This window comes from Bradyrhizobium sp. 197, from assembly GCF_023073375.1.
Classification (GTDB): Bacteria; Pseudomonadota; Alphaproteobacteria; order Rhizobiales; family Xanthobacteraceae; genus Bradyrhizobium.
On sequence record NZ_JADPJJ010000077.1, the window covers coordinates 1 to 26,995 of the forward strand.

Here is a 26,995-nt window from a genome sequence, read left to right on the forward strand (position 1 = left end):
ACGAAAACAGGCCGCCCTGATCCGTAAACCTGCCGCGCATGATCGTCTCCGCCGATTCGAGATGATAAAGTGAATCATCAAGTCCCCTCCCTGGCGAGGGGGTTTTTCAGCAGAGTGCTAGGTGGCTTGCTGAAGGATTTAGAAGTGCCGCTGTAAGGCGCGGCGCTCCATCAATTGGCCTTCGGGGCAGGAATCGAACCTGCACCACAAGCGGCTGCTCTGGACTTGCTGCCAGCCTTGCGGCTGCTCATCAGGTTTTTGCCGTGAGGCTCACTGCTTAGTGGGCAACAGGTCTGAACTCCTGCGCCGCTCTCCGAACCTCGTTAATTAGAAAGCGAACCAGGCCAGCACCGCTATTAGGGGAATGACTGCTACGCCTAAAAGCATCAAGGGTGCAGGTTCATTTCCTGTGCGGTCACTCATGCGGGTCTCCTCTTGAAAGAAAGACCCCGAGACGGCGGCGCCGCGGGGCCTTTGATGCCGACTCGGTGAGGGGGGACACTGCCGGCACTACTCTACTCGCCTCTTCTGCCTTCAACTCCGACTTGTCGGGATTGGTTCCGTGGGGTCGCTGGTTCACGGCCCCAAGCACAGAGCTAGTTTGAGCCCGTGTCTATTCGGAGATCCTCCAGCTCCAGAGGGCGGGGATTGGGACGGTCTCGGCGGAATCCTTGTTGAGCCGGATGCAGGCCAAGATCGAAGGCCTTTGAGCTTTTGCCTCGTGAGCAGACGTGATCGTGGGCGCGCTGAAGATACGCCACCGCGCGTGATTGCGGCAGGCAAAGTCAAAAGAAGTGTCCGTGGTCACCGGTCTGCTTATCAGGACACGGGTGCTATCCATGTGGCAGCAGCGATGTCAGAGAGGACGATGCTTACCAGGTAGATGACGTTTCCATGCATCGCGCTCGGCAACGACACCGCAACGAAACGCCGCACAGCGGGAAGGCGTGAAGAAATGCGTGTCTGCTGTAAGGGGATGGGGAGGGGTGTCCGCAGCTTCAGAACCAATCGTTTCTTAGCGACCGCTCGCCCCCAGTTTCACGCGCGTCTGCCAATCAAATGTTGAGGGGGGTGGTGGCGCCTTAACTCGATTGCCGTCAGCCCGGTGCGCACTTGTGACATCGCTGCGACGGTTACAATTCTCCGGCCAGCCCGTATGGCCTATCGTCGAATTTCCCTCGATTTCCTCTTCGGCCATCCTCTCTTGTTCGCGGGGGGTCGAATGATGAGCGAGGAGGAGGCGGATCGCTTTCGAACCGAAGCTCGGAAGCTGAGGAATGCCGCCGCTTGGCCGATAGGGCAATTAGACAGCCGGACAAAGAAGCCTGGTTGAGGCTGGCGGAGGATTGGCTGAAGCGAAGGTGCCGGCGTGCAAGTTGAGCGCAAGGGATGAGACTTATCCAGCCGCATCGTAGACCAGAGCGGGAGCCTAACCCCTCGTGTCGAGCGAAACGCCCAATAACGACGCCTTGACCATTGTAGCGCCCGGTGTTCGCTTCAGCGTCTTCGAAATTTTCTTAACACCGGCCTTCTGTTTCGCGAGTGACTTGAGCGTCTTCACATCATCTTTCGTCCATTCGCGACGAACAGTCTTTTTCGTTTTGGCCAAAGCAACTTCCCTGCATTCACTTTTCGTGGTCGCGTTCTATCACGCGAGGGGAGTGATGCAAGGCCGCAGCACCGAGTTTCAAGATGATCCAGGCCCACAATTCCCAGCCCACCTCTCAGAACCGCCGGCAGATGAGGCACGTGCCCGACATTTGATGCGCAACGGCGCGATCGAATCGGTGAAATTATCAAGGAGACTGAAATGGCGATCTTCACCGATAGCAACAGCGCTCGCGTTGCCAGCGTTCTTCGCAACGCCCTTCGCGGGCGAGGCCTACATCGAGGAATAGTCGAGATGACATCGATCAATAATTTTGTAACGTCCGACGCGGTTCATCTCTTTACCGACGCCGGGCTGATGGACTCCGGGTGCACGAAACTTGAAGCGGTTGCCAGTAAGGCCGCGCTGCTACCTGAGTATCACGCCGTCTTCGCGGCGAACGGCATGGTCTTCATTGAACAGCTTCTTCGTGCGGTGCTCGCATAGGTCCGGTTCGACGATTTCGATGCGTTAGTGTCGGGTTTCCTGAAGTAATCAGGCGTGGGACCGATCACGGAACGGGTTACGGCGCGCCGTCTCATTGGCCGAGTTGTGAAGTTGTTCTTGCTGGTTGGTTACTGGGCCAGGATGCGCCGGCTGCCGTCGTTTTCGCGTCGCAAGGTGGATTTGTCGCAAAGCCTGTAGCGCAGTTCATTCGCCCGTCGATTCCGGGGCTCACTTTGGACTCGCAGGAGATTGAGAGCTCAGGCTTGTCGCTCATGCGCAAGCAGCGCGACACGGATTTCGCGGTCGAGGACCCAAACCAAGGTGGCTTCATCAAGTCGAAATGGATGCGCCGGGCTGTCCACGGATTTTGCCAACATACGGTCGTAACGCGCGAGGCGATCACAACGAAGGTGATCGAACGGTGGCCGGATATGCCCTGATGGATTTGTGAGGTTCAAAATGAAAGTCGGATTCAACAACCTCCACCCAGATAGCGCGCGTGACCAGCGTTTCTTTGTCGGAATTCGGGCACTAGTTCTGATTTTTGAAAAATGGAGCAGCTAAGCGGCTATGGGGACAGTGAAGTGGTTCAACCCCCGAAGGGGTACGGGTTCATCCAACCTGACAACGGCGGCAAGGATGTATTTGTCCATATCTCCGCCGTTGAGAAGGCCGGCCTGAGCAGCCTCAACGAGGGAGCCAAAGTCAGCTTCGACGTCGTGAACAATCGCGGCAAAGATTCAGCGGGAAATCTACGGATGGGTTGACCAGCCGAGCCGAATCACGCTGGTGGGCCCAGCACTCCCGGCGCTCTGATCCGCAATTGGATCGGCAGCCGGGAGCATTGGGGCTGGAAAGCGAGCCGTGCCATGTTCCCCCTTTAACGACAATGGGTAGATCGGCGGACTCCGGTAGTTGTACCGACTCCATTTTCGGAACGGGGTGTTCTACTGTGAGAACACCGGCGAGATTTAAGTACCAAAACTGATTTCAAGTTGTCCGGGAATGCCGCAGTGGGGCTGGAACCACGCTGCGGCTTTTCCCGTGGGCGAGGCGCAACCCGAGGCTGCCTGTTTTCCGTCAGGGCTCCAAATCACCAGTTCGTCGATCCTCTTGCTCCTACGCTTAGCGACCCGATGGAGCGCGCGTCGGTTCGATCGTGCCGTTAGCGGCGATAGTGACGTCTGCCTACCCATCGCCGGCTCAAGTATGCTCAATAATGGCAGAGACACTCAAAACACCGCCGGTGTCGTCCCTAACCCAAATAGCTATCCGTCCAGGCCGGCCGGCAAAGGTGAAGTCGCGCACGGCCTCGCCAAGGGCGATCAGCGCCATTTTTCGGGCGGCGTCAACGCTGGCGAATTCCTCACCCGCGCTGTCTACGGTAACGAGGTCCGCTTCATGGTAGTCGAAATGATATCGAACCATGCCGGCTAAATCACTCCGGGTGGGGACGTTCCAAAAACATTGCTGAGTTTTGATCTTTCGCTTGGGCTCAGCTCATGAAGATATTCAGGGCTGAACTCGGCTACAGCTTGCAGTTCCTGCGGGCGGAGCAGAGTAACGGTTTGGTTTTCCCATTCAATGAGGCCCAAACCCCTGAGTTCCTGGATCGTCCTGTTCACGTGAACTATCGAAAGTCCACGTGCATCGGCAACATCTTGCTGCGTGAGCGGAATCCGGAAGCTGCCGTTGTCCGCCAGCCCAACGAATTCCATGCGAGTGGTAAGCTCGCAAAGAAGATGCGCGAGTCGACCTAAGGCTTGGCGGGCTCCGAGATTCTCAACCCATTCGCGATAGATGGAAGCCTGTATCAGCGTTTCGCGCCAAAAAGCGTGTGCAAGTCCGAGAGAGTCGGTCATCATCTCTCTGAGAGATGAATGAAGCACAGCGGCTATCGTCGAATTGCCTATGCTGCAAAGATCACAATCCGCGATCGGCAAATGCAGGGTAGGCAAGTCGGGCATGTCCCCAGCCATGTAGAACGAGGAGATCTGATTTCGATCATTCACCACTCTCAGCTAGAAAGCCGTCGATCACAACGATGCAGCTGCTGGGCTTGTCTCCTTCGCGAACCGCGTATTCGCCATCAGCCAGGGATTTCACCCTGTATGGTATGCGCGTGAGTCTAACCTTATCTCGTTCAGATAAACCGCCGACCGCCTGTAGGCGCGCTATTAGCTTCTGATGCGGCATTCATGCTCCCGTGCGATGCAGGCGGGAGCCCAGTTGGTCTCTCAGCCACCGACGCCTACGGACAAAGCCTTGGCCAGTGATGGCATATTAACGCATGAGGGCGGGCGGAGTGCAACCGACGATGTAGGAAAATTCCAAGTCAAGTCTTGGACTTGTCCAATTCAGCCTGCTTTTTTCGAATCCGGCAATGGCCTACCTCAGAGACGCGAAGCCGGTCCCAATCCCTCCGTCGCGACGAACAGTTTCTTTCTTCTCGGGCAGCCTGGCGCGCCCTCAAACGTATGAGCGACGTTTGCCAGACGGCGCGCGGTACGCAAATCCGCGCGACTTCAGATTTAACCTCACGTCTCAATTTAGGATACAAATGCCAACGACCTCGTAGTCCAACTCGGCGCAAAACTGGACCAATTCGCCCAGCGATATGAATCAAGCTGGCGATATGGCGGATGCAGCAATTGATCGCATTGAACGATCATTAGCCAATTTGAATCCGACTGCGGGCGGCTTTGCGTCGCTCGGCGATGCCGCCGCCATCGCGTGAGGAGTTTCGAGACGCAAGCTTTGACTTGATTGCCGACGTGGAGAAGGTCGATCCTGAATCCTATCTGCTGCACTGCATGGAGATTCAGCGCCGCAAGCGCTTCGATGGACGCCATGTTGTTGGCGGCCTTGCGTATTGACAACGATCACGGCCGCGCTTGAGCTGGCGCCAGACCTTGCGCACGCCATAGACCCGGAAGTTCTGATCGAAGACGCACCGGACCTCGATCTTCAGCGCGGCGTCCTGCCTGGCGCGCGCCGACAGCCTGGCGGGATCGTGCCGTTTGGTCACCTGGGCGTGGTAGGTCGAGGGGGGCGATCGGCAACACCTTGCAGATCGGCTCGACCCCATGCGCCCCACGATGATCGTCGATGAACGCGATCATGGCTTGGACCGGCGGTCGAGCTCCCCTCGCCCGAAAGGCGAATGTCTTCATTCGCCGAAAGGGGCCATCGCAAAATAAGCGCTTGCCTTGCGCAGGATTTCGTTGGCCTGTCGAAGCTCACGGTTCTCCCGCTCCAGGGCCTTCAGCTTCTCGGCCATCTCCGTCGGAACGCCGACCCGCTGCCCGCTGTCGATCTCGGCCTTCTTACCCCAGTCATGCAGCGTCTGCGGTGTGCAGCCAATCTTGGCGGCAATCGATGTCACCGCCGCCCACCGCGAAGGGTGCTCACTGGCGTGATCCAAAACCATCCGAACCGCACGCGCCCGGACCTCGGGTGAAAATTTGTTCGTCGTCTTGCTCGTCATGGCTCCGCCTTCTCAAGAGTTGGAGCCTCCGGCAATCCCGGGGCGTTTCATCCGGTTCTGTATAGCGAAGACTTGGTTGGCGACGGGCAGGTGCTCTTCGAACATGCCAGCAAGCTCAACTACGAAGGCATCGTCTCGAAGTGGGCAGATGCGCTGTACCGTTCGGAGCGAACAGAAGCTTTGGCAAAGGTCAAAACCGTACACACCGGAACATTCCGATGGGTTCATCAAGGACTCGTCGGGCGTTGCCGCTCTCTATCTCGGCAAGCAGGAAGGGAAAGAACTGGTCTACATGGGCAAGGTCGGCACGGGCTGGAGCCGCACAAAGTCGGAAAAGATTAGGAAGGCTCTCGATGCCGTCGTGAGCCCGAAGGTCAAGCTGACGAAGCCCATTAAGAAGCCCAAGGCTACGTGGGTCAAGCCGAAGTTCTTCGCCGACGTCGAATACCGCGACATCACATTGGAGGGCTTACTCAGGGCGAGCTCTTTCAAGGGGCTGAGCAAAGGAACGCGCGGCTGATAACCGCGTTTCCCCTCAAAATAGGGAGGAGGAACGTGACCGACAATCTCACCAAGAGAGAGCAGCCCGACCGCAGCAAGGTCAACATGCACGAAGCCTATGAGGTTAAGCACTGGACCCATGCCTTGGGTGTCACCAAGGAGGAGCTTCAGAAGGCGATCGATAAGGTTGGCAACTCGGCGGCAATCGTTCGCAAGGAGTTGGGCAAAGCAGACGATGCGGGATGAGGAGCGTGAGAGTCTGTTGTTCTTGATCGATGTAGCCATCGCTCCCTGCATGTCCGGTCTCCTCGTGACCTTCGCCCACGTGATCGGGGGACTATTGTTTGACTGATCCGAATTGTCCCATCTGCCACTCGCTGGGCTGGGTCTGCGAGAACCATCCCGATCGCGCTTGGAGTGAGACTGCGGGCGGTTGCGAGTGTGGTGCCGGCATGCCCTGTGAGTGCAACAGGACCGACGGCATCGACTTACCCGACATCGAGGGGATAATCGAGGAAGTCTAAGGCGGCCCCAAGAAGACCTGGCATTGATGGAAGGCCAGTTCAAGATCGCGCTTCCAAAGCGAACTCAGTTCAAGCGGTACCGCCCGGAAGCCGTAGCGCCAGCTGAACGCCAGAGCGGCGAGTTGCGTTCGCGGCGACAAAGGCAAGTAGCGCAGGAGAAATCTCGATATCGGTGTCAGCCGCGCGCTGAGCGACCGCATCGGCGACTTCCGATGTTGTGTCCCGTGGCCATCTCTCGATCGAATTGAAGGCGACGATCCGCACCGGATAGGTATATTCGCCTGACAGAAGACGGTGCCGGATATCATCGAGAGCGGTGTCTCGTTCGTCGGTCTCGCGCCATGCGCAGCCGGCGCGGCGCCGAAATCTTCGAGTACAAGATAGATGTCGCGTTCTAACCGATCGAGCTGTTGATCGGCGCGGGTTCCCGACGCCGATCGGCGAGCTAAGCTATCGATACAGTGAGGGGTGAAGGGTCAATGTTGGGCGCTTGTTCACTATTTGACGGCGCCCCCGGTAATGCCCGCGATGAAGCGATCTAGGAAGAGATTGTAGGCGATCGCCACGGGGAAGGCGGCGATCAAGGCGCCGGCCATGATCTCGCCCCAGAAGAACACGTCGCCCCGGATCAGGTCGGTCGACACGCCCAGCGTGATCGGCTTTTGGTCGGACGACGAAATGAATGTCAGCGCGTAGACGAACTCCTGCAAGGTCAGGGTGAACGTAAAGATCACCACCGTCAGGATTGCAGGCACCGACAGTGGGACCGCCATCTTGATGAAGGCTCCAAACAGACTGCAGCCGTCGACGATTGCGGCTTCCTCGATCTCGACCGGCAGGGCCTTGAAGAATCCCATCAGCAACCAGGAGCAGAACGGGATCGTAAAGGTCGGGTAGATCAACACCAGCGACCACATCGAGTTTTGCAGACCGAGTTCGGCGATGATCCGGGACAACGGCAGGAACAACAGGGTCGGCGGCACCAGGTAGGTCAGGAAGATCATAATCCCGAGCGCTTCGCCCTTGCGGCTGGTCATGCGGGCCAGGCTGTAACCGGCCGGAACCGCGGTGACCAGCGTGATCGCGGTGACGCAGACGCCAATAATCAGCGAATTCAACAGCCAGCGCGCGAACAGGGTCTCCTGGAAGAGGTACTTGACGTGCTCGAGCGTCGGCGGCTCATTGAACCAGAATGGGATGTTGGTGACATCGTAAAGATCACTGTTCTGTTTGAACGCCGTGATCACCATCCAATAGAACGGAAAGGCCGCCAGGATAACGAAGAATGCGACGCCGAGGAAAAACCCGGTTCCGCGGAGCGAGCGAACAAAAGACCGCGACATGTCAAATCTCCCGGCGACGAATAAAGCGCAGCATGAAAATCACCACGACAAGCAGCACCGGCAGCATGAACAGCGAGATGGCCGCGCCGTGCGACACGTCGCCGGAAACGATGCCGGTCTGAAAACCCGCAAAGCCCAGGACTGACGTCGCGCCACCGGGGCCTCCCATTGTCAGCAAAAAGACGATGGAAAGATCCGTGAACGTGAACACGATGCCGAATATCAGGCCGATAGCCATGATTGGCAGGATCATCGGCAGGACGATCTGGTAGTTGCGGCGCCAGAAACCCGCGCCATCGATCGTCGCAGCGTCGATCACGTCCTGTGGAACCGCAGTGATGCCGGCGAGAAAGATCACGATGGCAAATGGAAAGAAGCGCCAGGCGTTGATAATGACAATGCACAGCATCGCGAGGTAGGGATTGCCGAGCCAGTTCGGCGCCTCGTCGCGAGTAAGGATACCAGCTGCAATCATGGTCCAGTTGATCACGCTGTAGAGCGAATCGAACATCCATTGCCAGGCGATCGTGGCGAGCGCGACCGGTACAGCAAATGGCAGGATGATCAGCGCCCGCACAATCTTCCGGCCGGGGAAGGGCTGCAACAGCAGGAAGGCGCCGAACTTTCCGAGTACGAGGCCGAGCAGTTGCGACCCAAATGTAAAGATGAAGGTGTTCCGCAGCGTGTCAAGGAAAGTGGGATTTTGCAGTATCTGCTCGAAGTTGGCCAGACCGACAAACTTCCAGGTCGGGTTGTAGATTGTATAGGCGCTGAGCGAGTAGTAGACCGCGAGCAGAAGTGGCAGGCCTACCAATAGCAGGACGTAAAGGATCGCCGGTGCGACCAGAATCGTTTCAAGCACCTCGCGCCGGTCGAGGACAAAGCGAAATCGTGAAATCGGCTTGGCAATAGGTTCGGCGATGACGGCCATCGGTGAATTCCCCGCTCAGTGGCGACTGCTACGATTGCCGTTGGCGTCGAAGTGGCGCAATGCGCTGTTCCTCACCGCAAACGGATGCCATTCGCCGGGACGAATGCTTTCTTTGGCTACGTGGGCCGGTGGCAACTTCGCCGTGATCGGCTGCTTTGAATCAAAGCCATCCATCACACCGTAAACAATGCGCTCGGATCCGAGATACTCGGAGCGATCGACGCGAAATAAAAACTGGGTCGCGCCCCCGTCTTCGATCATATCCCTGGGCAAGAAATTCTCTGGCCGGAATCCGAGATAGCCGCCGCCGTTGCGGGTGACGATGTTCATCGGCGGCGCGCCGACAAAGGTCGCGACAAAAAGGTCGGCAGGATCTTCATAAATATCAGTTGGCGTTCCCACTTGCCGAACCCGTCCATGGTCGATGACCGCGATACGGTCGCCCATGCCCATCGCTTCGACCTGGTCGTGGGTCACGTAGATGGTGGTGAGGCCAACGCGCTGCTGAAAGTTTTTGATCTCCTGGCGAGCCGAGGTGCGCAGCTTGGCGTCGAGATTGGACAGCGGCTCGTCGAGCAGAAGCGCGGTCGGTTCGCGGACGAGCGCGCGCGCAAGCGCAACACGCTGGCGCTCGCCGCCGGAGAGCTGGCGCGGCCGCCGGTCGAGAAGATGGCCGATGCCGAGCAGCTGCGAGGCCCACTCGACCTTCTTTTCGATTTCCTCGCGGGGCACGCGCTGCGTGCGCAGCGGAAAGGCAATGTTGTTGCGTACTGTGTAGTGTGGATAAAGGCCATAGCTCTGAAACATCATCGCGACGCCGCGAGCGCGTGGAGGGATGTCGTTGACGACGTTGCCGCCGATCAGGAGATCGCCGCTCGTCTGTTGCTCGAGGCCGCAAATGATGCGCAGAAAGGTCGTCTTGCCGCAGCCCGAGGGGCCGAGCAATACCATGAACTCGCCGTTCGGCACCGTAAGCGAAATGCCGTTGACGGCGGCGACCTCGCCGAACTTCTTGACGATATCCCTGGTCAATACCGCTGCCATCGAACCTCCCGAGAACTAATGGATGGCGCTCTGCCGCCAATCGTTCGACGGAGCGCCAATCTTGTTTGCCAATTGGCGGCAACGGCAGCATCCGGACCGACCAAAAAGGGGGTCCGGTCCAGGCACGGCCTCAGGCTTTCTCGTGCCACTTCTTGAAGATGGCTTCCGACTGTTGGTGCGCCCATTTGACCGAATCCTCGGCGGACATCTCGCCGGTCGCCGCCTTCGCCATCATGTCGCAGATGACGAAGTCGTTGTAGACCTCGTCGACGGCGGGCCAGGACGGACCGGGATATCCCGGAGAGGCGGACCACTGGTCGGAGTCCTGCAGCACCGCTAGTTTGTTGGTCGGCGTCGACGTCGGATCGTTCGAGAGGATCGGCATGGGCTTCGGCACAAGGTTGGCGAAGCAGGGATTGTTGTACCCTTCACTCGCCTTAAACGCTTCCGGCCAATGGTCGGCGTAGTATTTGAGGAAATCGATTGCGCCATCCTTGTTCTTGGCGAACTTCCAGATACCGTAGAACTCGGAGGCGCCGCCCATGATCTGGCGCACCGGTCCCTTCGGCGGAGCCATCACGAACGTGTCGTCGGCGCCTTTCTTGTTTGCCTTCTGGAACGTCCGATAGGCCGAGATCGGGTTGACGATCATCGAGCCGATGCCCGAAACGAGATAGCGGTTGTTGCTGGAGTCATCCCACGACAGCACTTCCGACGTCATTGCCTCCTTGTATAGCGCGGCGACGAACTTGACGGCTTCGACCGTCTCCTTGCTGTTGAGCACGACTTCCTTGCCTTCGGCGTCCTGAAGCGCACTGCCAAAGCTCCACAGCAGGCCGCGCCAAGTCGTGTTCGGATCGTTGCTGTGCCCGAGTGAAATGCCGACCGGATGACCCTTGGCTTTCAGCTTGGCGCCGCCAATGCGAACATTGTCCCAGGTGTCCGGCTTCATCCCGATCTCATCCCACATGCCCTTGCGATACATGGCGGGGAAGTTGATGTAGAAATCGGGGAAAGCCGACCAGGTCTTGTCGTCCTGGTTATATCCGATCTGGCGGCCGATCGTGCTGATCTTGCCGTACTTCTTCTCGGTCGCCTGGACGAGGCTTGTCACGTCAACGAGGAATTTGCGGTAGAGGTGCGCCCCGCCTGCGCCGTTCCAGCCGAACAGATCGTGACCTGATTGGGCCGAGGCTTCGGCGGCCGCACGCGCGGCGACGTTAGCGACCGGGATGTGGTCGACGGTGACCTCGATACGGTTCTTCTGTCCCCAGTCCTTTGCGAACGTATCGAACCACTTGTCGTACTCCGGGACGAAATGGCTCCATTGCACGATGGAGAGCGATTTGGTGTCGGCAAGCGCGCGGGAGACGAATGGCGCAGCAAGGGAAGGCGCCGAAACGGCGGCAAGCGTAAGACTGGCTTGTTTCAAGAAGCGGCGTCGCGTGACGCGCAAATATTTGCCCGTGCTCATCTGGATTCCTCCTGTGGATGTGGCCAGTTGGAGAAGGCTCATCCAGATGAGGGATCAGTCTAGCTCGGTCCTGGATCTTGCTATTTTCAACGTCACTATAGCTTTGAGGTCCCGATCGGCCTTTCTACTAAAGACGGTCACTCAGTACGCTGCCGTACAAGGATTGACAGCCGACGAAGTCGCGCGGCGCTGGCCGAAGCAGGCTATTTGAATGACTGTCAGACGCAGCAAAGACAGCTGCGCATAAGGTCGGCGGCCGCGGAAATGCGGTGCTCATGCAGGCCGCTGCGAGTTAGGCGCCCGTATTCCGACGCTATGATCTGATAGCATTCGCATGTTCGAAGCTCGAGGGCCGCGTGATTGCACACGTCGATGCCGCCTCGCTGCCTGATGAGCCCGCCGGACTGCTCCAGTTCCGCAAGCGTCGTCGTGATGCTGGCGCGTCGCACGCCCAGGGTGACGGACAGCACGTCGTGCGTCACGGGAATGACCCGGTCATCCAGACGGTCGGCTGCAAGCAGCAGCCAGCGGCTCAGCCGTTCCTCGAGGCCGTGGCGGGCGCTGCAAAGAGTTGTCTGGGTGTTCTGGACCAACAGCGCGTGGACGTAGCTGAACAGCTGCTGCTGGATGTCCGGGTATCTGTGTGCGGCCCGGCGCAGGTCGGGCACCGCGATGCGCAACGCATAACCCGGGACCGACATCAGGCAGCGATTGGGCGACCGCTGGATGCCGAGCGCCGCGGTCACACCGACAAAGCCGAGCCGTCCGACCATCGCGATCTCCACCGGACCATCGCGCTGCGTTCGCGCCAGCAGCGATGCGACGCCGCGTTCGATGAAGTAGATGTGCTCGATGGGATGGTGGTAGTCCTGAAGGATCGCCCGGCGTTTGAGCGCAACGGGCTGCAGGAAAGGACGAAGGCGCTCAAAGGACGCCGGCGCAAGACCGGCCAGCAGACGGTTTTGAACCCGAACCGTCTGCTCGCGGTTGGCACGGCTCAGCGCACTTACGAGCACTATCCCATGGCGCTGTCCTCGAGATGCGTCCCCATCGGCCCTCGTTCGGCTGAGATCAGGGCTTGTTCCCCGCGAAGCTACTCTCTCTTCCATCTAGAGTCACTGGCACCCGACAATCCGGCGATCCCGCTAAAGGCGCCTTCACCCCCCGAACGAAAGGCAGGCGCCAGCAGGACGGGAGGGCGGCCGAGTTGGAGGCCGACCGGGCCCCCGTCGAGAAACGGTCGCAAGCCGATGAGGCGCGCTGGCAGAAGCAGAGGGAGAAAACTCGAAAGCGCGCTGCGGCGGGCGCGAAACTAGGTGGGAAGCACCGACACCATGACTTGGACCTCGCAGAAGCGAGGCAAGGGGACCCTGGCCATATTTCCATTCATCTGTGAGGTCAGCAGGCTGATGAGGCGGGTCCCTAGGCCGCTGTTGACCTCGCTGGGGCAGCCGACGCCGTCGTCCCGCACGGTGACCGTGATCCGACCGCTCAAAGCCCTGATGTTCACTTCCACCGTGCCGTCTGTCCTTCCGGAAAGGCGTACTTGAACGCGTTTGTCACCGGCTCGACGATCAGCCCGATGGATCCGGCCTGAGAGCTCTTCACCGAGCCGAGTCGCAGTGCACCTGTATCGCGATCGGACGCACTCCACGATGAAAGTCCGCCAGGCTTGCGCACAGCCGGTCCGCGTAGGGCGCAAGATCGACGAGGTCGCTGTCGGCGACGCGCAACCTGTCGTGCACCTTCGCCACCGCGTCCATCCGTGCGACGGCCGAGGCGATCGCGGCCTGCGGCACAGGATTGGGATCGGAACGCGCCTGCAGTCGAAGGATTGAGATGAAGATCGCGAGTTCGTTTCTGGTGCGATGCGCGAGCTCCTGCAAGAGGACATCGCCATATGACTTGGCTTGCGAAAGCCTGTCCAGAGTCTTCCGCAAGGTTTCGGTGACAGCGGCAATCAACAGGCCCATCACTAGAAAGTCGATCAGCGGGACGATTGCAGAGGTGACCGGCGGGGACATGAAATAAGCCGCGGCCATCACTGCGCTCGCCGCGGTGGCCAACACGCCGGACCCATGGTCGGAGATCACTCGATGCAAGGAATACTGCCGGGATGAACAGCAGCAGAGGAAGGGAATCCAGAGCGTCGAAGAGCAGGAGCTTTGCCGTGAACGTGATTCCGACCAGGCCGCGGGTCAGAAGGTACCGCACCCACGTGGGGTAACGCGGCGTCACGGCGATCAGGCGGAGCAGTAGGCGTTCCATCACCGTCGGCGTTTCGACGCATGTTCCTTGGGTCGCCTCACCTGCCATCACCGGGTGGGTCGAGCAGGAGCGACGAGTGCTCTCAAGGCTTTCCTTTATGCGTGCGGCGCTTCGACCATATCGATCGACACGGTATTACAGCGCGCTTAGATTGCCCACGCCGGAGACAAGACCGACAACCATTGAGGGTTGGACCGTTCTTGATGTTAGAGGCGGGATGGCGGTTCTTGGAGGGCCCGACGGGGTTCGGATGGCAACACGGGGTGACACCGTTCCCGGCATCGGACGAATCGACTCCATCGTGCGTTGGGCAACCGCTGGATCGTTGCAACAGCCAGTGGATTGATCTCGACGCCATAGAAGGCGCGCGGACCTCTCTTCCTTGTTTTCTACAGCGTATCCGGCGTTTTGAGTTCGTGGTGGATCAGCTCTTCCTTCAGCTGTCGCTCCGCTTCCAAATAGAACTCTTGATCCCGCCCCTTAGGCATTCCCGCTTGCTCCCACAGCTGATATGCGCGGCGCTCGACGTCCTTCTGGGTCAAAGGACCTGCCATGGTGCGTTACTCCCAATGAGACCAAGCGCGGTTTAGGCTCACCGCCCTGTTCACGTAGTTCTTGTACGGTTCTCCCTAATCCACATCTGGCTCATCATGCCGTTGCAGCTGCAGGACATCACCGCTCCGCACCTGATCGATCAGCGCAAGTTCAGTCGCATTCAAGGTAGCTGAGGCCCCATGCCGCCGTGATGTCAAGGAAAACTGGAGGTCCTGAACGGCTGACTTAATTTCGTCGCTGACCTTGAGAACTCTTCTTCTGCTGTTGCGCCAGTTATGTGCAGAGTAAAGCACGGGTACGGCAGAGCCTGTGCTTAGAACGAGCATGTCACGCTTGTCATTGCGATAGACATCAAACACTTTTCGACCCCGCTGATCATCTTGAACAAAGCAACAAACATGTTTTGTCGTCTCAATGGACGAGCTTAGGATCTCGAACGGCTGTGCGGGTTGGAAATCTGCAGCACTCGCGACTTTTGCTTCACCGCGTTCCGGATCTGGAACGAACTGATGCAAACTCGGACCATCGCCAAATTGGGCGCGCTAGGCAGTTCTTTGAGCGATGCCGTGAACGGCACGAGACGGGACGACCGGCTTGTAATCCTCCCGTGCGGAGCGAAGATGTCCTGGTGTCGCAACAGCAATGATCAGCCGCACGTGGTTCTGGGAAGGTATACTCTCTGGCAAATTTAGGAGACCCGCACTTCAGAGATAAGTTGCGCGATACCGTCCGCACACGCCGGCAGCGGCCGCAGCCTCCGCGCCGTAGCTTCGCAACGCCGGGGCTGGACGCGGCGCGAAGCTGGATGCAGTGACTGCGGCCGACCACTCTGCGCGGCCCTCATCGGCTAGCCGTCACCTCCTTCCGTGGTCAGAAGGTTCGTGCGCGCGCAGAAACGCGTCCGTCAGCGAGCGCGAGAGCGCGCTCATCTGCATCAGCCAGCTCCAGCTCGAAGTGGCCGCCAACACCGTGATCGTCTCGAGCGAACTGTGGTAAGGCCAGAGCATTCCCATGGCCGACTGTTGATAGCGACGGTAGCAATCCGTATCGCAATAACGCCGTCGCGTAGACAAATGCCGGACGTAACTCGCGCCCAATGGCTGGGCGCACGCGCTGCAGGTGGCGCCGTAGCTGGGTCGTCCATGATTGATGAGCATGAATCTCAAGGTCGTGTCCTCTCCTGCCGACAGGCGCATCGCCGATCGTCTCGAGCACGTGTCCGCTCAAGACGCCGCTCGCGTACGCCCCTCGATCAACGGCGCAGCTTCGCCATGAAGCGCGTAGCACTCATAGTCGCAGTAAGGCAGTTGCGTCCTGGCGTCGCGCAGATAACCAGTGCTGATCTGCTCGCAGCACCATAGACAGAACGTCGTGCGGAAAGGGGTTCTGTCGTTCACCAATATGAATCTCACGTGGCACCTCCCAGCGCGAAGCAGTAGGCCGTGTCGACCGGAGAGGCGGACGGCGGCGGCGCGCAAAAATGGTTGCGGCCGTCGGGATTGTCTCTGTTTCGCTCGACCTTCTGGGACGGGATCAGGATGTATTTCCCGTCTTCCCGGCGTCGCGCGTAGACCCTGCCGTCGACGTATCGTACCTCGGTCGGATAGCAATCCGCATTGTTGCAGCAGCTGAGCACCGGATTGTCGGGCATACGCCAGCTGGAATAGAACTTCTCGTGCAGGAGCTGATCCTGGAGCGGATGATGACGATGTGCACTATCCGGTCCAACCTCGTCGGCCTCCACTCCCGTTATCAACGGAAGCGGCAGCGCGATCATCAAGAGGAGCTTGCAAGCACGGTTCAGCACGCAGCCTCCTGTTCAGAATTGGCGGATGGAGCGGATCGAAGGACAAATCCTCATGCCGCCTGAAATCGGAACAACCATCGGCGGTCGCGTTCGCGACGCGCCCTGAAGCGGTCGAGACATTTTCTGGAGCACAGTGGCGTTCGCCAGGAATAATATCGGATCAGGCCAAACTTGCCGCTACAGACAGCGCAACCTTTTACAGCAGGACCGCGCTCGGAGTGTTCAGGCGTATCGCACATCATACTCTCCCGGCTTCATGGCCGTGGATTCGCTCGTACGCTGACGCAGAGCCATCCACGCTCCGTTCGTGAAATGCAGCCTATTAATCGTGATCAGCCATTCATGCGGCAAGTCGGGCAACGGTCGCAGAGCTGTAGCAGCACATCGAGCTAATTGCCGGCTTGTGCCTTGCACATCGCGTCCCCTCGATTGGTTATGAGACTAATCCGCCCGCAACGGACCGCTCAACTGTACGGAGGTAAATGTGCGCTATGACTTGGGATGCGCGAGCTATACGTAAGTTTGTCCCGTAGTTTCGGACCCCGCCGCACCTTCGCAACGAGACGGCGCAAGGCCGGCAGGCTGCACGGTCACCGCGAATTTCGGCGCGGAGTTCTAACTTGGTCGGAGGGAATTGCTCCCCTTGCTGCAAAGTGCTCTACTTGCTGCGGCCCCAGCGAGCCGGGACGCCTGCGATGATGCCTGGCCAAATCGCGAAATTCGGGAATTCGGCCGCACAATTGCTGCTCGGCGGCCTCGCGGCACTTCGATCTTTCGGCAACGGCGAGAAGGACAGGCCCGCTGTCGGAGATGACTCGCGGCAAGACATCCTCGATCTACGCGACGCCGTGAAGCAGTGGCGCGAGGTGTTCGAGCACAATCCGGTCATGTACTTCATGGTCGATCGGGCCGGAACGGTGCTCAACGTCAATACATTCGGCGCCGCACAGCTGGGCTACACCGCGGCCGAGCTGATTGGCCAGTCCGTGCTCAACGTCTTCTTCGAGGAGGACCACGACTTTGTTCGCCGATGTGTAGCATTGTCCCTGGAAACCCTGCACCAGTCGCATACTTGGGAGATTCGCAAGTTCCGGAAGGACGGATCGGTCCTTTGGGTCCGTGAAAACGCCAAGGCGATGCTGCGCGGCGACGGCACGCCGATCGTGCTGGTCGCCTGCGAAAACATTACCCAGCGCAAGGAGGCGGAGGATGCGCTACGCCAGAGCGAGGCCTACCTCGCCCAAGCCCAGGAACTGAGCCGCACCGGCAGCTTCGGCCTCAACATCGTAACAGGCGCGATCGTCTGGTCAATGGAAACCTTTCGCATCTTCCAATGCGACCTGGCGGTGAAGCCGACCTTGGATTTTGTTGTCCAGCGCATCCATCCGGAAGATCGCGCTGCGGTCAGCAAGACCCTCGATCGAGCCGCCCGCCGAGCAGCGGATTTCGACCATGAATATCGCCTGCTGATGCCTGACGGATCAGTCAAATATCTCCATTCCGTAGCCCGCGCGGTCAGACATGGATCCGGGCTCATCGAATTTGTCGGGGCTGTCACCGATGTCACGGTTGCAAAAGAGGCGGAACAGAGGCTGCGCCGCAGCGAGGCCTATTTGGCCGAGGCACAGCGGCTCAGCCATACAAGCAGCTGGGCCTGGGATGTGCGTCGTCAGGAGTTTGCCTACCGATCGGCTGAACTCTACCGCCTGTTCGGATTTGACCCAGGCCAGATCGAAGTACCGGCGCGGGCTTTCCAGCAACGCATCCTCCCTGAGGATTTCCAACGGATCGTCGAGGTGGAACGTCGGGCCGTCCGGCGAAAGGAACCCTTTGAAGTTGACTTTCGCATTGCGCGCCCGGACGGCTCGATACGACGAGTCCATACCGAGGGACATCCCATCGTCAACAGCGACGGCGAAGTGATGGAGATCATCGGTACCCACGTGGATGTCACCGAGCAGATCGCTGCAAAAGAAGCGCTGCAAAGGGCATTTGATGAACTCAAGACATCCGAGCAGCGGTTCCGGGACTATGCTGAAACGGCATCTGACTGGTTTTGGGAGACCGGGTCGGATCACCGTATCACGCAGATATCGGAACACGCCGATACGGCCAGTGCTACGCCGACGGGCTTGATTGGCCTGAGCCGTTGGGACATTCCGCCCGACGCTGAGCTTGAGCCGGGAAAGTGGGAGCAGCATCGCGCGACGCTCGACGCCCACCTCCCGTTCCGCGATCTGGTTTACCGTGGCAGGGATCGCAATGGATCTCCAATTTACGTGCGCACCAGCGGCAAGCCCTTACATGATGCGGACGGCCATTTTCTCGGATATCGGGGCGTCAGCAGCGATGTGACGGCGGCTATCCGCGCCGAGCAGGCTGAAGAAGCGCTACGCAAAGCGCAAGCCGAGCTCGCCCATGTCACGCGCGTCACGACGCTCGGCGAACTCACCGCCTCGATAGCCCACGAAATCAACCAGCCTCTTGCCGCCGTGATCTCCAATGCGGACGCCTGTATCAGCTGGCTCGGTCGCGACCCGGCCAATCTGGACGCTGCGCGACGTTCCGTGGAATGGATTGTCGAAGACGCAAATCGGGCTAGCGAGGTGATCCGCCGGATTCGGGCGCTCGCGAAGAAGACCGAAATCGAGATGGTTGCGCTCGACATCAATCAGGTTGTCAGGGAGGTGATAGCCTTCGTTCGGCGCGAGCTCGCTACAAATGCCGTGTCGGTGCGAATGGAGTTGTCGTCCGGCCTGCCCAAGATTTGCGGCGATCGGATCCAACTCCAGCAGGTGCTGATCAACCTTGTCGTGAACGGGATCGAAGCCATGCAAGCCAATGTTGACCGTCCGCGCGAGCTGGCGATCCGCTCCAGTCAGGCTGGCGAGGACGGCGACCGCCACCTGCTCCTCACCGTGAGAGATCGCGGTGTCGGCCTTGGCTGCGACGTGACAGACCGCATCTTCACACCGTTCTTCACCACAAAGTCGAGCGGCCTGGGCATGGGACTATCGATCTGCCGATCGATCATCGAGGCTCACGCCGGCCGGCTTTCGGCCCTTCCCAATGAGGGGAGCGGCGCAACGTTCCAGATTGCCCTGCCCTTCCCACACAAGGACACGTCGTGACGGACCACGCCAAGCCGATGCAGGCACAGGCGAGTGCCGACGATCCGATCGTCCTGATCGTCGATGACGATCCGTCGATGCGCCGTGCGCTCACCAATCTTTTTCAATCGGTCGGCCTCAGGGTCGAGGCCTTCGGCTCAGCGGCGGAGGTCATGGAAGCCAAGCCGCCGGCGGTCCCCAGTTGCCTTGTGCTCGACATCCGGCTGCCGGGCTCGAGCGGCTTCGACCTCCAGACGGACCTCGCGAAGGCCAACATTCGCACGCCCATTATCTTCATCACCGGCCATGGCGATATTCCCATGACCGTCAGGGCCATGAAGAGTGGCGCCATCGATTTTCTGACCAAGCCGGTGCGCGACCAGGACATGCTGGATGCGGTTCAGGCTGCCATTGATCGAGATCGCAGGCGGCGCAATGCCGAGAAGTCGGTCGCAGGAGTGCGGTCCCGTTTCGAGGGTCTGACCGCGCGCCAGCGCGACATCCTCGCCCTGGTTGCGTCCGGCCTGATGAACAAGCAAGTCGCCGCCGAGCTTGGATTGGCAGAGATTACCGTCAAGATCTATCGCGGACAGATCATGCGGAAAATGGGCGCCAAGTCATTGGCCGATCTCGTCAGAATGACCGAGGCGCTCGGAATCCCACGCCCAGGGGGAAACGTGCAAACCTAAGTATGCTTTTCAAGCTTGCTACGAGGGCCCAGTTTCCGGTGGGCGCTGCACCATGATCGGCAGCCCCCGATCAGGAGCGATCATCTTGTCAACCCCCTCGGTCATTTCCGTCATTGACGACGATCCATCAGTCCGCCTTGCGACGAATAATCTCCTGACGTCGCGGGGATACGCGGTCTCCATCTTTGGCTCCGCTCGCGAATTTCTCCAGTCGGCAGAACTGAAGACGACGTCCTGCGTCATCGCGGATGTGCAGATGTCGGCCATCAGTGGTGTCGATCTGTTGGTGCATATTCGCGGCCTGGGCCACCACACGCCTTTCATTTTCGTGACGGCCTTTCCAGACGACGCCGCGGTGCGCGAGCGCGCGCTGAAGGCCGGCGCCATCTGCTTTCTCGCGAAGCCGTTTTCGACGCCGGCTCTGATTCACTGTCTGGAGACCGCTCTGTCCAGGTCCGGTGTCGCCACGTAATAGTGGGCCGCCAGCACTCGGGCGAGAGTGGTTGAGAAGCTCCAAATTATCGAGGCATGAACATAGCAAAAACCGCTCTCAGAGCTGGTCCCGTTTTGTCTGAACAGAATCTCCGCTTGGATAAGTGGAGCTTCTGCCGGGGTTAACGGACGTAGCTGTTGTGGCGATTGACGTTTGCTCTCGGGCGCATAGCGGCGTTGGATTCAGCGCGGTACGTTCTCGATCATTCGGAGTGGTCGTTGTTGCATTGTTCGGTGGGCTCGAAAGAGGAGTAAGGCCCAAAGCTCTCCAGCAGATCGCGCCATGGTACGCCCGACCTCGCGCGCCTTCTGATGCCGCAGAGACTGATGATCGTGATCCGTCTTCATTCAAATTCTCGACTAGTTTTTGGACATTGCCAATGCGCACACCTCTGGATACCTCAATGGCACGCGCTCGATCGCTGGTCCCAAGGAGCTCATTCAATTGGGCGAACGCTCTAAGTTCGTTCACGAGATGGGGCGCCTGGACCGCGCATCTCTAAAGAAGTCGAGGCGCGCAGAAAGTTCGCCTTCGCCAAGACGGGGCCACCCGCCGTTCGTCCGTTTGGCCTGTACCGCCTTCCTGCAGACAGAACCCGTATTGGGTAGCGACGTTGTGCCGCCCGGCGGTGCGGCGTGACGAGTGGGCAGGAGTGGCTCGGCTGTAGTTTGATGGATTGATGTCCAGATCCGCCCCTGGGCACCTCGAGCAGAGGAGCTTCCTGAAATCCAGCTCCGCCGTCCTTTGGCAACGAATGGTGGGTGCGGCGGATCCGCTATGGTCTCTGCCGCTTCCTCAGGCGGGCTCCGACAGTTAGTCGATGCACTCGACCACCGATTGACCACCGAAACCCCGTGAACAAACGGCGATAAAGGTGGTCAATCCCGCGCAAAGCTCACCGCTTTCGTTGATCTTTTGATCGCTACTTACGTTCGGGACGTAGCGTAGGGAGGTGCCTCGCTCAGATCGGGACTTGAAGCGTGTTGGTATCGGTGTTTGCGTCTCCGGGAATTGAACCTGCGCAGGCCAGGTGGATCGCGAGGTTATTGCCCTCGGTGTACGAGACGAGAAAACCTATTGCGGGTTCAATGCAGGTGGGACGAAACGTTTGTCGGAATGACGATTGATCTTGCTGCGAAATCACACGCCTCTTAATCAGCGGCTCCGTCCAAATCGTAAATTTTATGTCGACGCACGGGCGTGCGAGGACCGCGTAAGAACGGCGGCTCCTGGCGGGCTATGAAGGCGCGACGTCGGGAGTTAAGCTGCCCTCCTGTAAGAGAACAGCGCCTCCACAATAGTGGGTTTAGCCATGTAGCGGTCTCCCGCTACCAACGGCTCCCCTGTCCAGCCCGGAGACATCGGTAACAGGTCGTACCTAAGACATGGGTGACAACCTCGTGCCGAACGGGTTGTCGAGGGGTTGCAGGGTTTTCTGCTCCAGGTCGAAATATCCCAGATCATAGTGCATGAAGCTGACGAGCCAAATGCCGTCGTCGACCTCCTTGATGCCGAGTTTCTGGCCGGCCAGCACGGTCGAGATATTGATTCGCTTGCGATGCAGGCAAAGGCGCCCGCAAACGGTCACGAGAACCTCGCGATCGTGGAACGGATAGATCAACTCGGGCAAGCCATCGTAAGGACGTGGTGAGGCGCGGTAGAGTTCGGCGGGGCATTTCATTCCCAGCGCGTCATGCGGCCGTTCGGCATTGAACTCGCCGACGAAGGCGTCGAAGCGTTCCTGCTGCATCAGGCTGTTGGCGCCCGGCATCCCGGCCTCTTTCAGCGATAAAGTCAGGCGCGATACTAATGGCTCGTCACCCGCGGCCGGCGCAAATTCCCATCGTCGCGCCGAGCCCCCAACTCGGCGAGACTCTCGCGGGCGAACGAGTACGTCAGCCGTTGCGATTTATAGCGATGCGGCGAACGTTGCGCTTCGCTTCCGCGGATTTTGGCGCCGTAATTGTCAGTACGCCATTCTTGAACGCGGCTGAGACTTCATCCTCATTGACGTCCTGTAGCGGAATGCGCCGCTCGAAGCGGCCGTAGTACCGTTCACTGAAACGCCGATCCTTATCTACCGACTCCGATTTCTTCTCACCGGAGATCGAGAGAACGCCATTTGCAATTTGCAGACTGACGTCCTTCTCCTCGAGACCAGGCAGTTCAGCAGTGATACGCAGCTCTTTGTCCGTTTCGTCAATGTCGATCTGAGGCCAACCCGGCCCATCCGCTGACCAGGAGGTTAGTCCGAACGGCGCTAGATCGAACCCGCGAAACGCATCGTCGAACATATGATTGATTTCGCGCTGCAACGTATAGAATGGATGCACGTCCGTACTGCGCGGGAGACCAACCTCGCGACTCCTATTATTCCATGGAACGAGATCCTTGATGGACATGATGATCCTCCCTTAACCAGGCTACTTCCTCCGCATACCAACGCGGAAGTTGATCTGCTGATCCAAAAAGTAGCCTCGCGATTTAGCACTTCAAGCCTCTGCCGCATTTTTGGCTTGGCTCGGAACACGCATGTTCTTGGCCAAGCCAGATGATAGCAATCCGATCGCGCCGTACCGCTGAAACGTCGGCGACGAATCGTCAGCGTCTTGTTTCGGGAGAAGGTGCGCTCGTGCATCTGCAGCAGCGAGCAAAGAAACCGCCTAGTGAAATGGCCCCGCCTCGGCGGGGCCATGCTGTATGTAGCCGCGGATCCGGTTCACCAATCGGAGGCGATCACATCCGTCGCGTAGTCATATCCCGCGTAGCTGTATCCGGGGTGGTAGCCTCCATAGCCGTACGGCACTATCGGCGCGCGATACGAATATGCTGGAAGCCGGGTGTACCCAGGGCGGCCCACCACGACGGTGCGCTCGCGCACGATCGGCGCCGGTGCGACGTAAGCGCTGCCCGGGGCTACGACGACAGGATAGGGCTGGATATAAGGATCCACATAGATGTCCTGCGCGGACGCACTGGTGGCGCCGAGGCCAAACAAGCCGACTATCGCCAAGCCGGCAATTGAGAGCTTGCTCACTCTTGCCATTCTGCAACTCCTTTGCTGCTTGTTGCGACCTTCAAAACGAACCCTCTAGCCGGCGTGGTAGTTCCGGTTCACACCAGTTTTTTGGATAAGTCGTTTTCCGCGTCGCACCGGGATCCGCCAATAGATCGAGGCTCTGGAACGAAGTTTTGAAGGACGCGTTCCGTCATGACGGAGTTTGACCGACGCTAAAGATCGAGGCTGCGATGAGCGCAACTGGCCTTGATGTCGTCCACAGACACTGCAGACGACCAATATTTGGCTCGACGAAATTGTCGCTGCACTCAGCCGCGACCGCAAGGACGCCGGCGATGCTCTGCGCGGAATTTCGTCCGGGTGGAGAGCACACCCATGCCGGATGACGAGGTGGTAGCCAATGCTTGATCTCGCGCGCGCCCGGGACCAGATGGTTGATATTCAGATTGCCAAACGCGGGGTGCGGGATACACACGTCTTGGAGGCGCTCCGGCGTGTGCCACGCGAGGTTTTCGTCGAACCCGGTTTCGAAGAATTTGCCTACGAAGACTGCCCACTGCCGATCTGCGAAGGTCAGACCGTCTCGCAACCTTACATCGTCGCGCTGATGATCGAGGCGGCCGAGGTAAAGCCTGGCGACAGCGTTCTCGAAGTAGGCGCTGGCTCCGGCTACGCGGCAGCTGTCCTGAGTCAGATTGCCAACCGGGTCTGCGCCATTGAGCGCCACCCTTCGTTAGGCAAATCCGCCCAGCAACGGTTGAAGAAGCTCGGTTATGACAATGTCGAACTGCGCGTCGGCGATGGCACGCGCGGTTGGCCCGAGGCCGCGCCGTTCGATGCAATCGTGGTCGCGGCTGGCGGACCCGAGGTGCCTTCGGCGCTGAAGGAGCAGCTCGCAATCGGTGGCCGTCTGGTGATTCCGGTAGGCGAGGAAGAGCGCTATCAGACTCTGATAAAGCTCACCCGGAAGAGCGGGTCTGAATTCGAAGAAGAGAATCTTGGCGCCGTCGCGTTCGTGCCATTGATCGGCGAACAGGGCTGGGCGGAGGATGGTCGAAGCGCGGCCACGAGCGGCGCGCAGGACCAATCACGTGGACAAACTTTGTCTGAAATGATCGCCGGCCTGGCCGAACCGCTGCCCAAGCTCGACGACCCCGCTTTCGGACAATTTTTCGATCGCTTCGCCGATCGCCGCGTCGTTTTGCTGGGGGAGGCGAGCCACGGAACATCCGAGTTCTATCGCGCGCGGGCGGCCATCACCATGCGTCTGGTCGAGGAGCATGGTTTCACGATCGTTGCCGTCGAAGCGGATTGGCCCGATGCGGCCGCCGCCGACCGCTATGTACGCCATCGGCGAGCACGTCTTGGAGAGGAGCCGCCATTTCAGCGCTTTCCGACCTGGATGTGGCGCAACACCGATGTGGATGCGTTCCTCGGTTGGATGAGGGAGCACAATGACAATCTCAAGCCGGAGCAGCGCGCCGGCTTTTTTGGTCTCGACCTCTACAACATGAGCGGTTCCATCGCCGCCATTCTCGAATATCTCGACAAAGTCGATCCTGAAGCTGCGGCCGTGGCGCGTGAGCGCTATGCTTGCCTCACGCCCTGGCAGAAAGAACCCTCCACTTACGGCCGAGCGGTGCTCACAGCAGGCTACCGCAAGTGCGAAAAGGCGGTGGTCGATCAATGTCGGGAGCTGCTGCAACGGCGGATCGAATACATTGCTGAGAACGGTGAAGACTTTCTCGATGCCGCGCAGAACGCACGTCTGATCGCTTCCGCCGAGCGCTACTATCGGATCATGTACTATGGTGGCGCTGAATCCTGGAACTTGCGCGACACGCACATGTTCGAGACGCTTGGACATCTGCTTGACGCGCACGGGCCACAATCCAAGGCCGTGGTCTGGGCACATAACTCTCACATCGGCGATGCCCGTCACACGGAAATGGGCGCCGTCCGCGATGAACTGAACATTGGCCAGCTCTGCCGAGAGCGATTTGGCGGCGAGGCTGCACTGATCGGCTTCGGCACGCACACGGGCACCGTGGCAGCGGCTTCTGACTGGGGCGGCGATATGGAAATCAAGCGTGTGCGACCGTCGCATCGCGACAGCTACGAGCGCGCCTGCCACGATGCCAATGTTCCACGCTGCCTACTCGATCTTGGCCGCGATCAGGCAGTCCGGCGCCGTCTTCTGGAGCCGCGGCTGGAGCGGTTCATCGGCGTCATCTACAGGCCGGATACCGAACTAATGAGCCACTACGCCAATGCCTCGCTACCGCAGCAATTCGACGCCTTCGTCTGGTTCGATGAGACCTCGGCGGTTACGCCGCTAGGACCGGAGCACGCCAAGGCCGGCGTGCCCGACACTTATCCATTCGGCTTGTAGCCCGATGCTGCGGGACATCGGCTATGTGCTGGAAAAGCTCGATTGGATGCGGGCCGAGCGGATCTGGCCGAACGGCCTGCGTTATCTCTGGACTGATGCCTTTGGGGTAGTGCTGTACGTCTCGCTTTACCGCGAACTGGGCGAGCGCCGCTGGCTGGACGAAGCCGAACGGCTGGTGAGCGATGTGGAGCGCGTACTCGGCCGTTCGCGCGGGCTGCGCATCGGCGAGGCCGCCGACCGCGACGGACAGTACTTTCACTACCTCGCGAAGTGGCTTTTTGCGCTGGCACGGCTGGGCGATGTGAAGCCTGAATACCGTGAACGCGGCATTGCGTTGGCGCGCGACATCCATCGGGCATTCGTCATCCCCGACCGCGGTGTGGTCTGGAAAATGAAAGAAGATTTGAGCGGTCCCTATCCCGGCTATGGTCTGGGCGCCATGGATGCATATGACGGCTATATCAGTTACCGGCTGCTCGACAGCGATGTACTCAGGTCCGAGATCGCGGAAATGAGCGTCATGATCGAGCAGACCTATCGCGGGCTCGAAATCGACCAGGACCTGGCGCTCGGTATGATGCTGTGGCTCGCTCACTTCTTTCCTGAAGAGTCATGGGCCATCGCGCAAGCGCAACGCGCACTGCGGTCGCTCGACACGATGTGGATTGATCCTCCGGGCTATTTCAGTCGGGCGCCGTCGCTGCGCGACACAAAGTTCGCCTTCACCAATTTCGGCGTTTCCCTGGGTCTGCAAGCGACGCATGTCTGGCCCGAGCGCGTCGAGCGCCTAAACACATTTTTTGAAAGCTGGCGATCAGGCGATGAATATGATCGCGAGGCGATCACTTGGGTTATGGCATGCACGTCCCATTATCCAGGGGCGTTCATCTAAGCACCCGCGCAGTCTCGCGCGGCATCAAGAGGAACAGGTTGCCGGCCCGCGACATTTGAGCCGGCCGGCCTGGAACGTTTCGCCTTGCTTTGATTTGGCCCCACAGAGCGCGAGAGCGGCGTGCATTTCTCGAAAACCAATCGGATGCATGGAAACCGAGCCGATCCAGCGATGACAGAAAGGAACGAACGCCAGACGGCGCCCTATCCGGCCGAGAAGGCCAGGGGCGGCGAGATCATTCTCCGCACTCCCCTGCGCCGCGCGATCTTTATCGCAGGCTTGGCGGGAGCTGCAGTGTTGGCCCTGCTTCTCGGCTTCGACCGATTTGCTCATTGAACCAGGCGGTGCGCCGCCAGTGCTGGGCCAGCAGG

24 protein-coding genes, 4 pseudogenes and 1 other annotated feature are annotated in these 26,995 nt (G+C 59.4%); of the genes and pseudogenes, 11 read left to right on the forward strand and 17 right to left on the reverse strand.

Annotated elements, in window-relative coordinates; genetic code table 11:
* Positions 1 to 1,429: 1,429 nt before the first annotated feature.
* Positions 1,430 to 1,609: a hypothetical protein gene (locus IVB27_RS17980; RefSeq protein ID WP_247444705.1), complete on the reverse strand. Its 180-nt coding sequence runs from the start codon at positions 1,607 to 1,609 to the stop codon at positions 1,430 to 1,432.
* A 201-nt stretch (positions 1,610 to 1,810) separates the two neighbouring features.
* On the opposite strand from IVB27_RS17980, the gene IVB27_RS17985 reads away from it, so the two are divergent.
* From IVB27_RS17985 to IVB27_RS17995, 3 genes and pseudogenes are all read left to right on the forward strand, one after another.
* Positions 1,811 to 2,095: a hypothetical protein gene (locus tag IVB27_RS17985; RefSeq protein WP_247444706.1), complete on the forward strand. Its 285-nt coding sequence runs from the start codon at positions 1,811 to 1,813 to the stop codon at positions 2,093 to 2,095.
* A 272-nt stretch (positions 2,096 to 2,367) separates the two neighbouring features.
* Positions 2,368 to 2,535: a hypothetical protein gene (locus tag IVB27_RS17990; RefSeq protein ID WP_247444707.1), complete on the forward strand. Its 168-nt coding sequence runs from the start codon at positions 2,368 to 2,370 to the stop codon at positions 2,533 to 2,535.
* A 130-nt stretch (positions 2,536 to 2,665) separates the two neighbouring features.
* Positions 2,666 to 2,862: pseudogene (locus IVB27_RS17995) on the forward strand (cold-shock protein).
* A gap of 436 nt (positions 2,863 to 3,298) precedes the next feature.
* Here the strand turns inward: IVB27_RS17995 and IVB27_RS18000 are convergent.
* The 3 genes and pseudogenes from IVB27_RS18000 to IVB27_RS18010 form a co-directional block, all read right to left on the reverse strand.
* On the reverse strand, positions 3,299 to 3,523 hold the full coding sequence (locus tag IVB27_RS18000) for a DUF6894 family protein (protein WP_247444708.1): 225 nt from the start codon (positions 3,521 to 3,523) through the stop codon (positions 3,299 to 3,301).
* Positions 3,524 to 3,528: 5 nt separating this feature from the next.
* Entirely contained in the window at positions 3,529 to 4,062 is a 534-nt protein-coding gene (locus IVB27_RS18005) for a Crp/Fnr family transcriptional regulator (protein ID WP_247444709.1), read from the reverse strand.
* An 896-nt stretch (positions 4,063 to 4,958) separates the two neighbouring features.
* Positions 4,959 to 5,582: pseudogene (locus tag IVB27_RS18010) on the reverse strand (transposase); the annotation flags it as partial.
* Positions 5,143 to 5,257 (reverse strand) — a sequence feature (AL1L pseudoknot). (Overlaps the previous pseudogene by 115 nt.)
* Positions 5,583 to 5,730: 148 nt before the next feature.
* Between IVB27_RS18010 and IVB27_RS18015 the strand changes: the two are divergent.
* Together IVB27_RS18015 and IVB27_RS18020 are read left to right on the forward strand one after the other, a co-directional pair.
* Positions 5,731 to 6,102: an ATP dependent DNA ligase gene (locus IVB27_RS18015; RefSeq protein WP_247444710.1), complete on the forward strand. Its 372-nt coding sequence runs from the start codon at positions 5,731 to 5,733 to the stop codon at positions 6,100 to 6,102.
* A 35-nt stretch (positions 6,103 to 6,137) separates the two neighbouring features.
* Positions 6,138 to 6,329 carry a DUF3606 domain-containing protein gene (locus IVB27_RS18020; RefSeq protein WP_247444711.1) on the forward strand — a complete coding sequence of 64 codons (192 nt, stop codon included), beginning with the start codon at positions 6,138 to 6,140 and terminating at the stop codon, positions 6,327 to 6,329.
* 347 nt (positions 6,330 to 6,676) lie between these two features.
* Here IVB27_RS18020 and IVB27_RS18025 read toward each other — a convergent pair.
* The 10 genes and pseudogenes from IVB27_RS18025 to IVB27_RS18070 all read right to left on the reverse strand — a co-directional run bounded on the left by IVB27_RS18025 (position 6,677) and on the right by IVB27_RS18070 (position 16,029).
* A pseudogene (locus IVB27_RS18025) lies at positions 6,677 to 7,065 on the reverse strand (hypothetical protein).
* 39 nt (positions 7,066 to 7,104) lie between these two features.
* Positions 7,105 to 7,950 (reverse strand): carbohydrate ABC transporter permease, encoded by an 846-nt coding sequence (locus IVB27_RS18030; RefSeq protein WP_247444712.1) that lies wholly within the window; start codon positions 7,948 to 7,950, stop codon positions 7,105 to 7,107.
* A gap of 1 nt (position 7,951) precedes the next feature.
* A complete protein-coding gene (locus IVB27_RS18035) occupies positions 7,952 to 8,881 on the reverse strand; it encodes a carbohydrate ABC transporter permease (protein ID WP_247444713.1) in 930 nt (309 codons plus the stop codon).
* Positions 8,882 to 8,896: 15 nt separating this feature from the next.
* Entirely contained in the window at positions 8,897 to 9,925 is a 1,029-nt protein-coding gene (locus tag IVB27_RS18040) for an ABC transporter ATP-binding protein (protein ID WP_247444714.1), read from the reverse strand.
* A gap of 130 nt (positions 9,926 to 10,055) precedes the next feature.
* Positions 10,056 to 11,399: an ABC transporter substrate-binding protein gene (locus tag IVB27_RS18045; RefSeq protein ID WP_247444715.1), complete on the reverse strand. Its 1,344-nt coding sequence runs from the start codon at positions 11,397 to 11,399 to the stop codon at positions 10,056 to 10,058.
* Positions 11,400 to 11,617: 218 nt separating this feature from the next.
* Positions 11,618 to 12,415 carry a Crp/Fnr family transcriptional regulator gene (locus IVB27_RS43280; protein ID WP_247444716.1) on the reverse strand — a complete coding sequence of 266 codons (798 nt, stop codon included), beginning with the start codon at positions 12,413 to 12,415 and terminating at the stop codon, positions 11,618 to 11,620.
* A gap of 588 nt (positions 12,416 to 13,003) precedes the next feature.
* Positions 13,004 to 13,441: a histidine kinase dimerization/phosphoacceptor domain -containing protein gene (locus IVB27_RS18055; RefSeq protein ID WP_247444717.1), complete on the reverse strand. Its 438-nt coding sequence runs from the start codon at positions 13,439 to 13,441 to the stop codon at positions 13,004 to 13,006.
* A 615-nt stretch (positions 13,442 to 14,056) separates the two neighbouring features.
* Positions 14,057 to 14,221, reverse strand: a complete 165-nt coding sequence (locus IVB27_RS18060) for a DUF2934 domain-containing protein (protein ID WP_247352234.1) — start codon at positions 14,219 to 14,221, stop codon at positions 14,057 to 14,059.
* A gap of 75 nt (positions 14,222 to 14,296) precedes the next feature.
* A complete protein-coding gene (locus tag IVB27_RS18065) occupies positions 14,297 to 14,581 on the reverse strand; it encodes a hypothetical protein (protein WP_247444802.1) in 285 nt (94 codons plus the stop codon).
* Positions 14,582 to 15,630: 1,049 nt separating this feature from the next.
* The gene (locus IVB27_RS18070; protein ID WP_247444718.1) at positions 15,631 to 16,029 is read right to left on the reverse strand and encodes a hypothetical protein; all 399 of its coding nucleotides are present in this window, start codon (positions 16,027 to 16,029) and stop codon (positions 15,631 to 15,633) included.
* 695 nt (positions 16,030 to 16,724) lie between these two features.
* Here IVB27_RS18070 and IVB27_RS18075 point away from each other — a divergent pair.
* The 3 genes from IVB27_RS18075 to IVB27_RS18085 all read left to right on the forward strand — a co-directional run bounded on the left by IVB27_RS18075 (position 16,725) and on the right by IVB27_RS18085 (position 20,300).
* Positions 16,725 to 19,160 carry a PAS domain S-box protein gene (locus IVB27_RS18075; RefSeq protein ID WP_247444719.1) on the forward strand — a complete coding sequence of 812 codons (2,436 nt, stop codon included), beginning with the start codon at positions 16,725 to 16,727 and terminating at the stop codon, positions 19,158 to 19,160.
* Complete coding sequence (locus tag IVB27_RS18080; protein ID WP_247444720.1) at positions 19,157 to 19,828, forward strand: response regulator transcription factor; 672 nt, start codon at positions 19,157 to 19,159, stop codon at positions 19,826 to 19,828. The genes IVB27_RS18075 and IVB27_RS18080 overlap by 4 nt, the downstream gene beginning before the upstream one ends.
* Before the next feature lie 85 nt (positions 19,829 to 19,913).
* Positions 19,914 to 20,300, forward strand: a complete 387-nt coding sequence (locus tag IVB27_RS18085; RefSeq protein ID WP_247444803.1) for a response regulator transcription factor — start codon at positions 19,914 to 19,916, stop codon at positions 20,298 to 20,300.
* A 1,399-nt stretch (positions 20,301 to 21,699) separates the two neighbouring features.
* On the opposite strand, the pseudogene IVB27_RS18090 reads toward IVB27_RS18085, so the two are convergent.
* The 3 genes and pseudogenes from IVB27_RS18090 to IVB27_RS18100 form a co-directional block, all read right to left on the reverse strand.
* Positions 21,700 to 22,089 (reverse strand): annotated as a pseudogene (locus IVB27_RS18090) (IS481 family transposase); the annotation flags it as partial.
* A gap of 127 nt (positions 22,090 to 22,216) precedes the next feature.
* Positions 22,217 to 22,723, reverse strand: a complete 507-nt coding sequence (locus IVB27_RS18095; protein ID WP_247444721.1) for an Hsp20/alpha crystallin family protein — start codon at positions 22,721 to 22,723, stop codon at positions 22,217 to 22,219.
* Between the two features lie 317 nt (positions 22,724 to 23,040).
* Positions 23,041 to 23,367: a hypothetical protein gene (locus IVB27_RS18100; RefSeq protein ID WP_247444722.1), complete on the reverse strand. Its 327-nt coding sequence runs from the start codon at positions 23,365 to 23,367 to the stop codon at positions 23,041 to 23,043.
* A 373-nt stretch (positions 23,368 to 23,740) separates the two neighbouring features.
* Between IVB27_RS18100 and IVB27_RS18105 the strand changes: the two genes are divergently transcribed.
* The 3 genes from IVB27_RS18105 (at position 23,741) to IVB27_RS18115 (ending at position 26,960) form a co-directional block, all read left to right on the forward strand.
* Entirely contained in the window at positions 23,741 to 25,732 is a 1,992-nt protein-coding gene (locus tag IVB27_RS18105) for a protein-L-isoaspartate(D-aspartate) O-methyltransferase (protein ID WP_247444723.1), read from the forward strand.
* Positions 25,733 to 25,736: 4 nt separating this feature from the next.
* Complete coding sequence (locus tag IVB27_RS18110; RefSeq protein WP_247444724.1) at positions 25,737 to 26,624, forward strand: hypothetical protein; 888 nt, start codon at positions 25,737 to 25,739, stop codon at positions 26,622 to 26,624.
* A 120-nt stretch (positions 26,625 to 26,744) separates the two neighbouring features.
* The gene (locus IVB27_RS18115; RefSeq protein ID WP_247352227.1) at positions 26,745 to 26,960 is read left to right on the forward strand and encodes a hypothetical protein; all 216 of its coding nucleotides are present in this window, start codon (positions 26,745 to 26,747) and stop codon (positions 26,958 to 26,960) included.
* Positions 26,961 to 26,995: the final 35 nt, after the last annotated feature.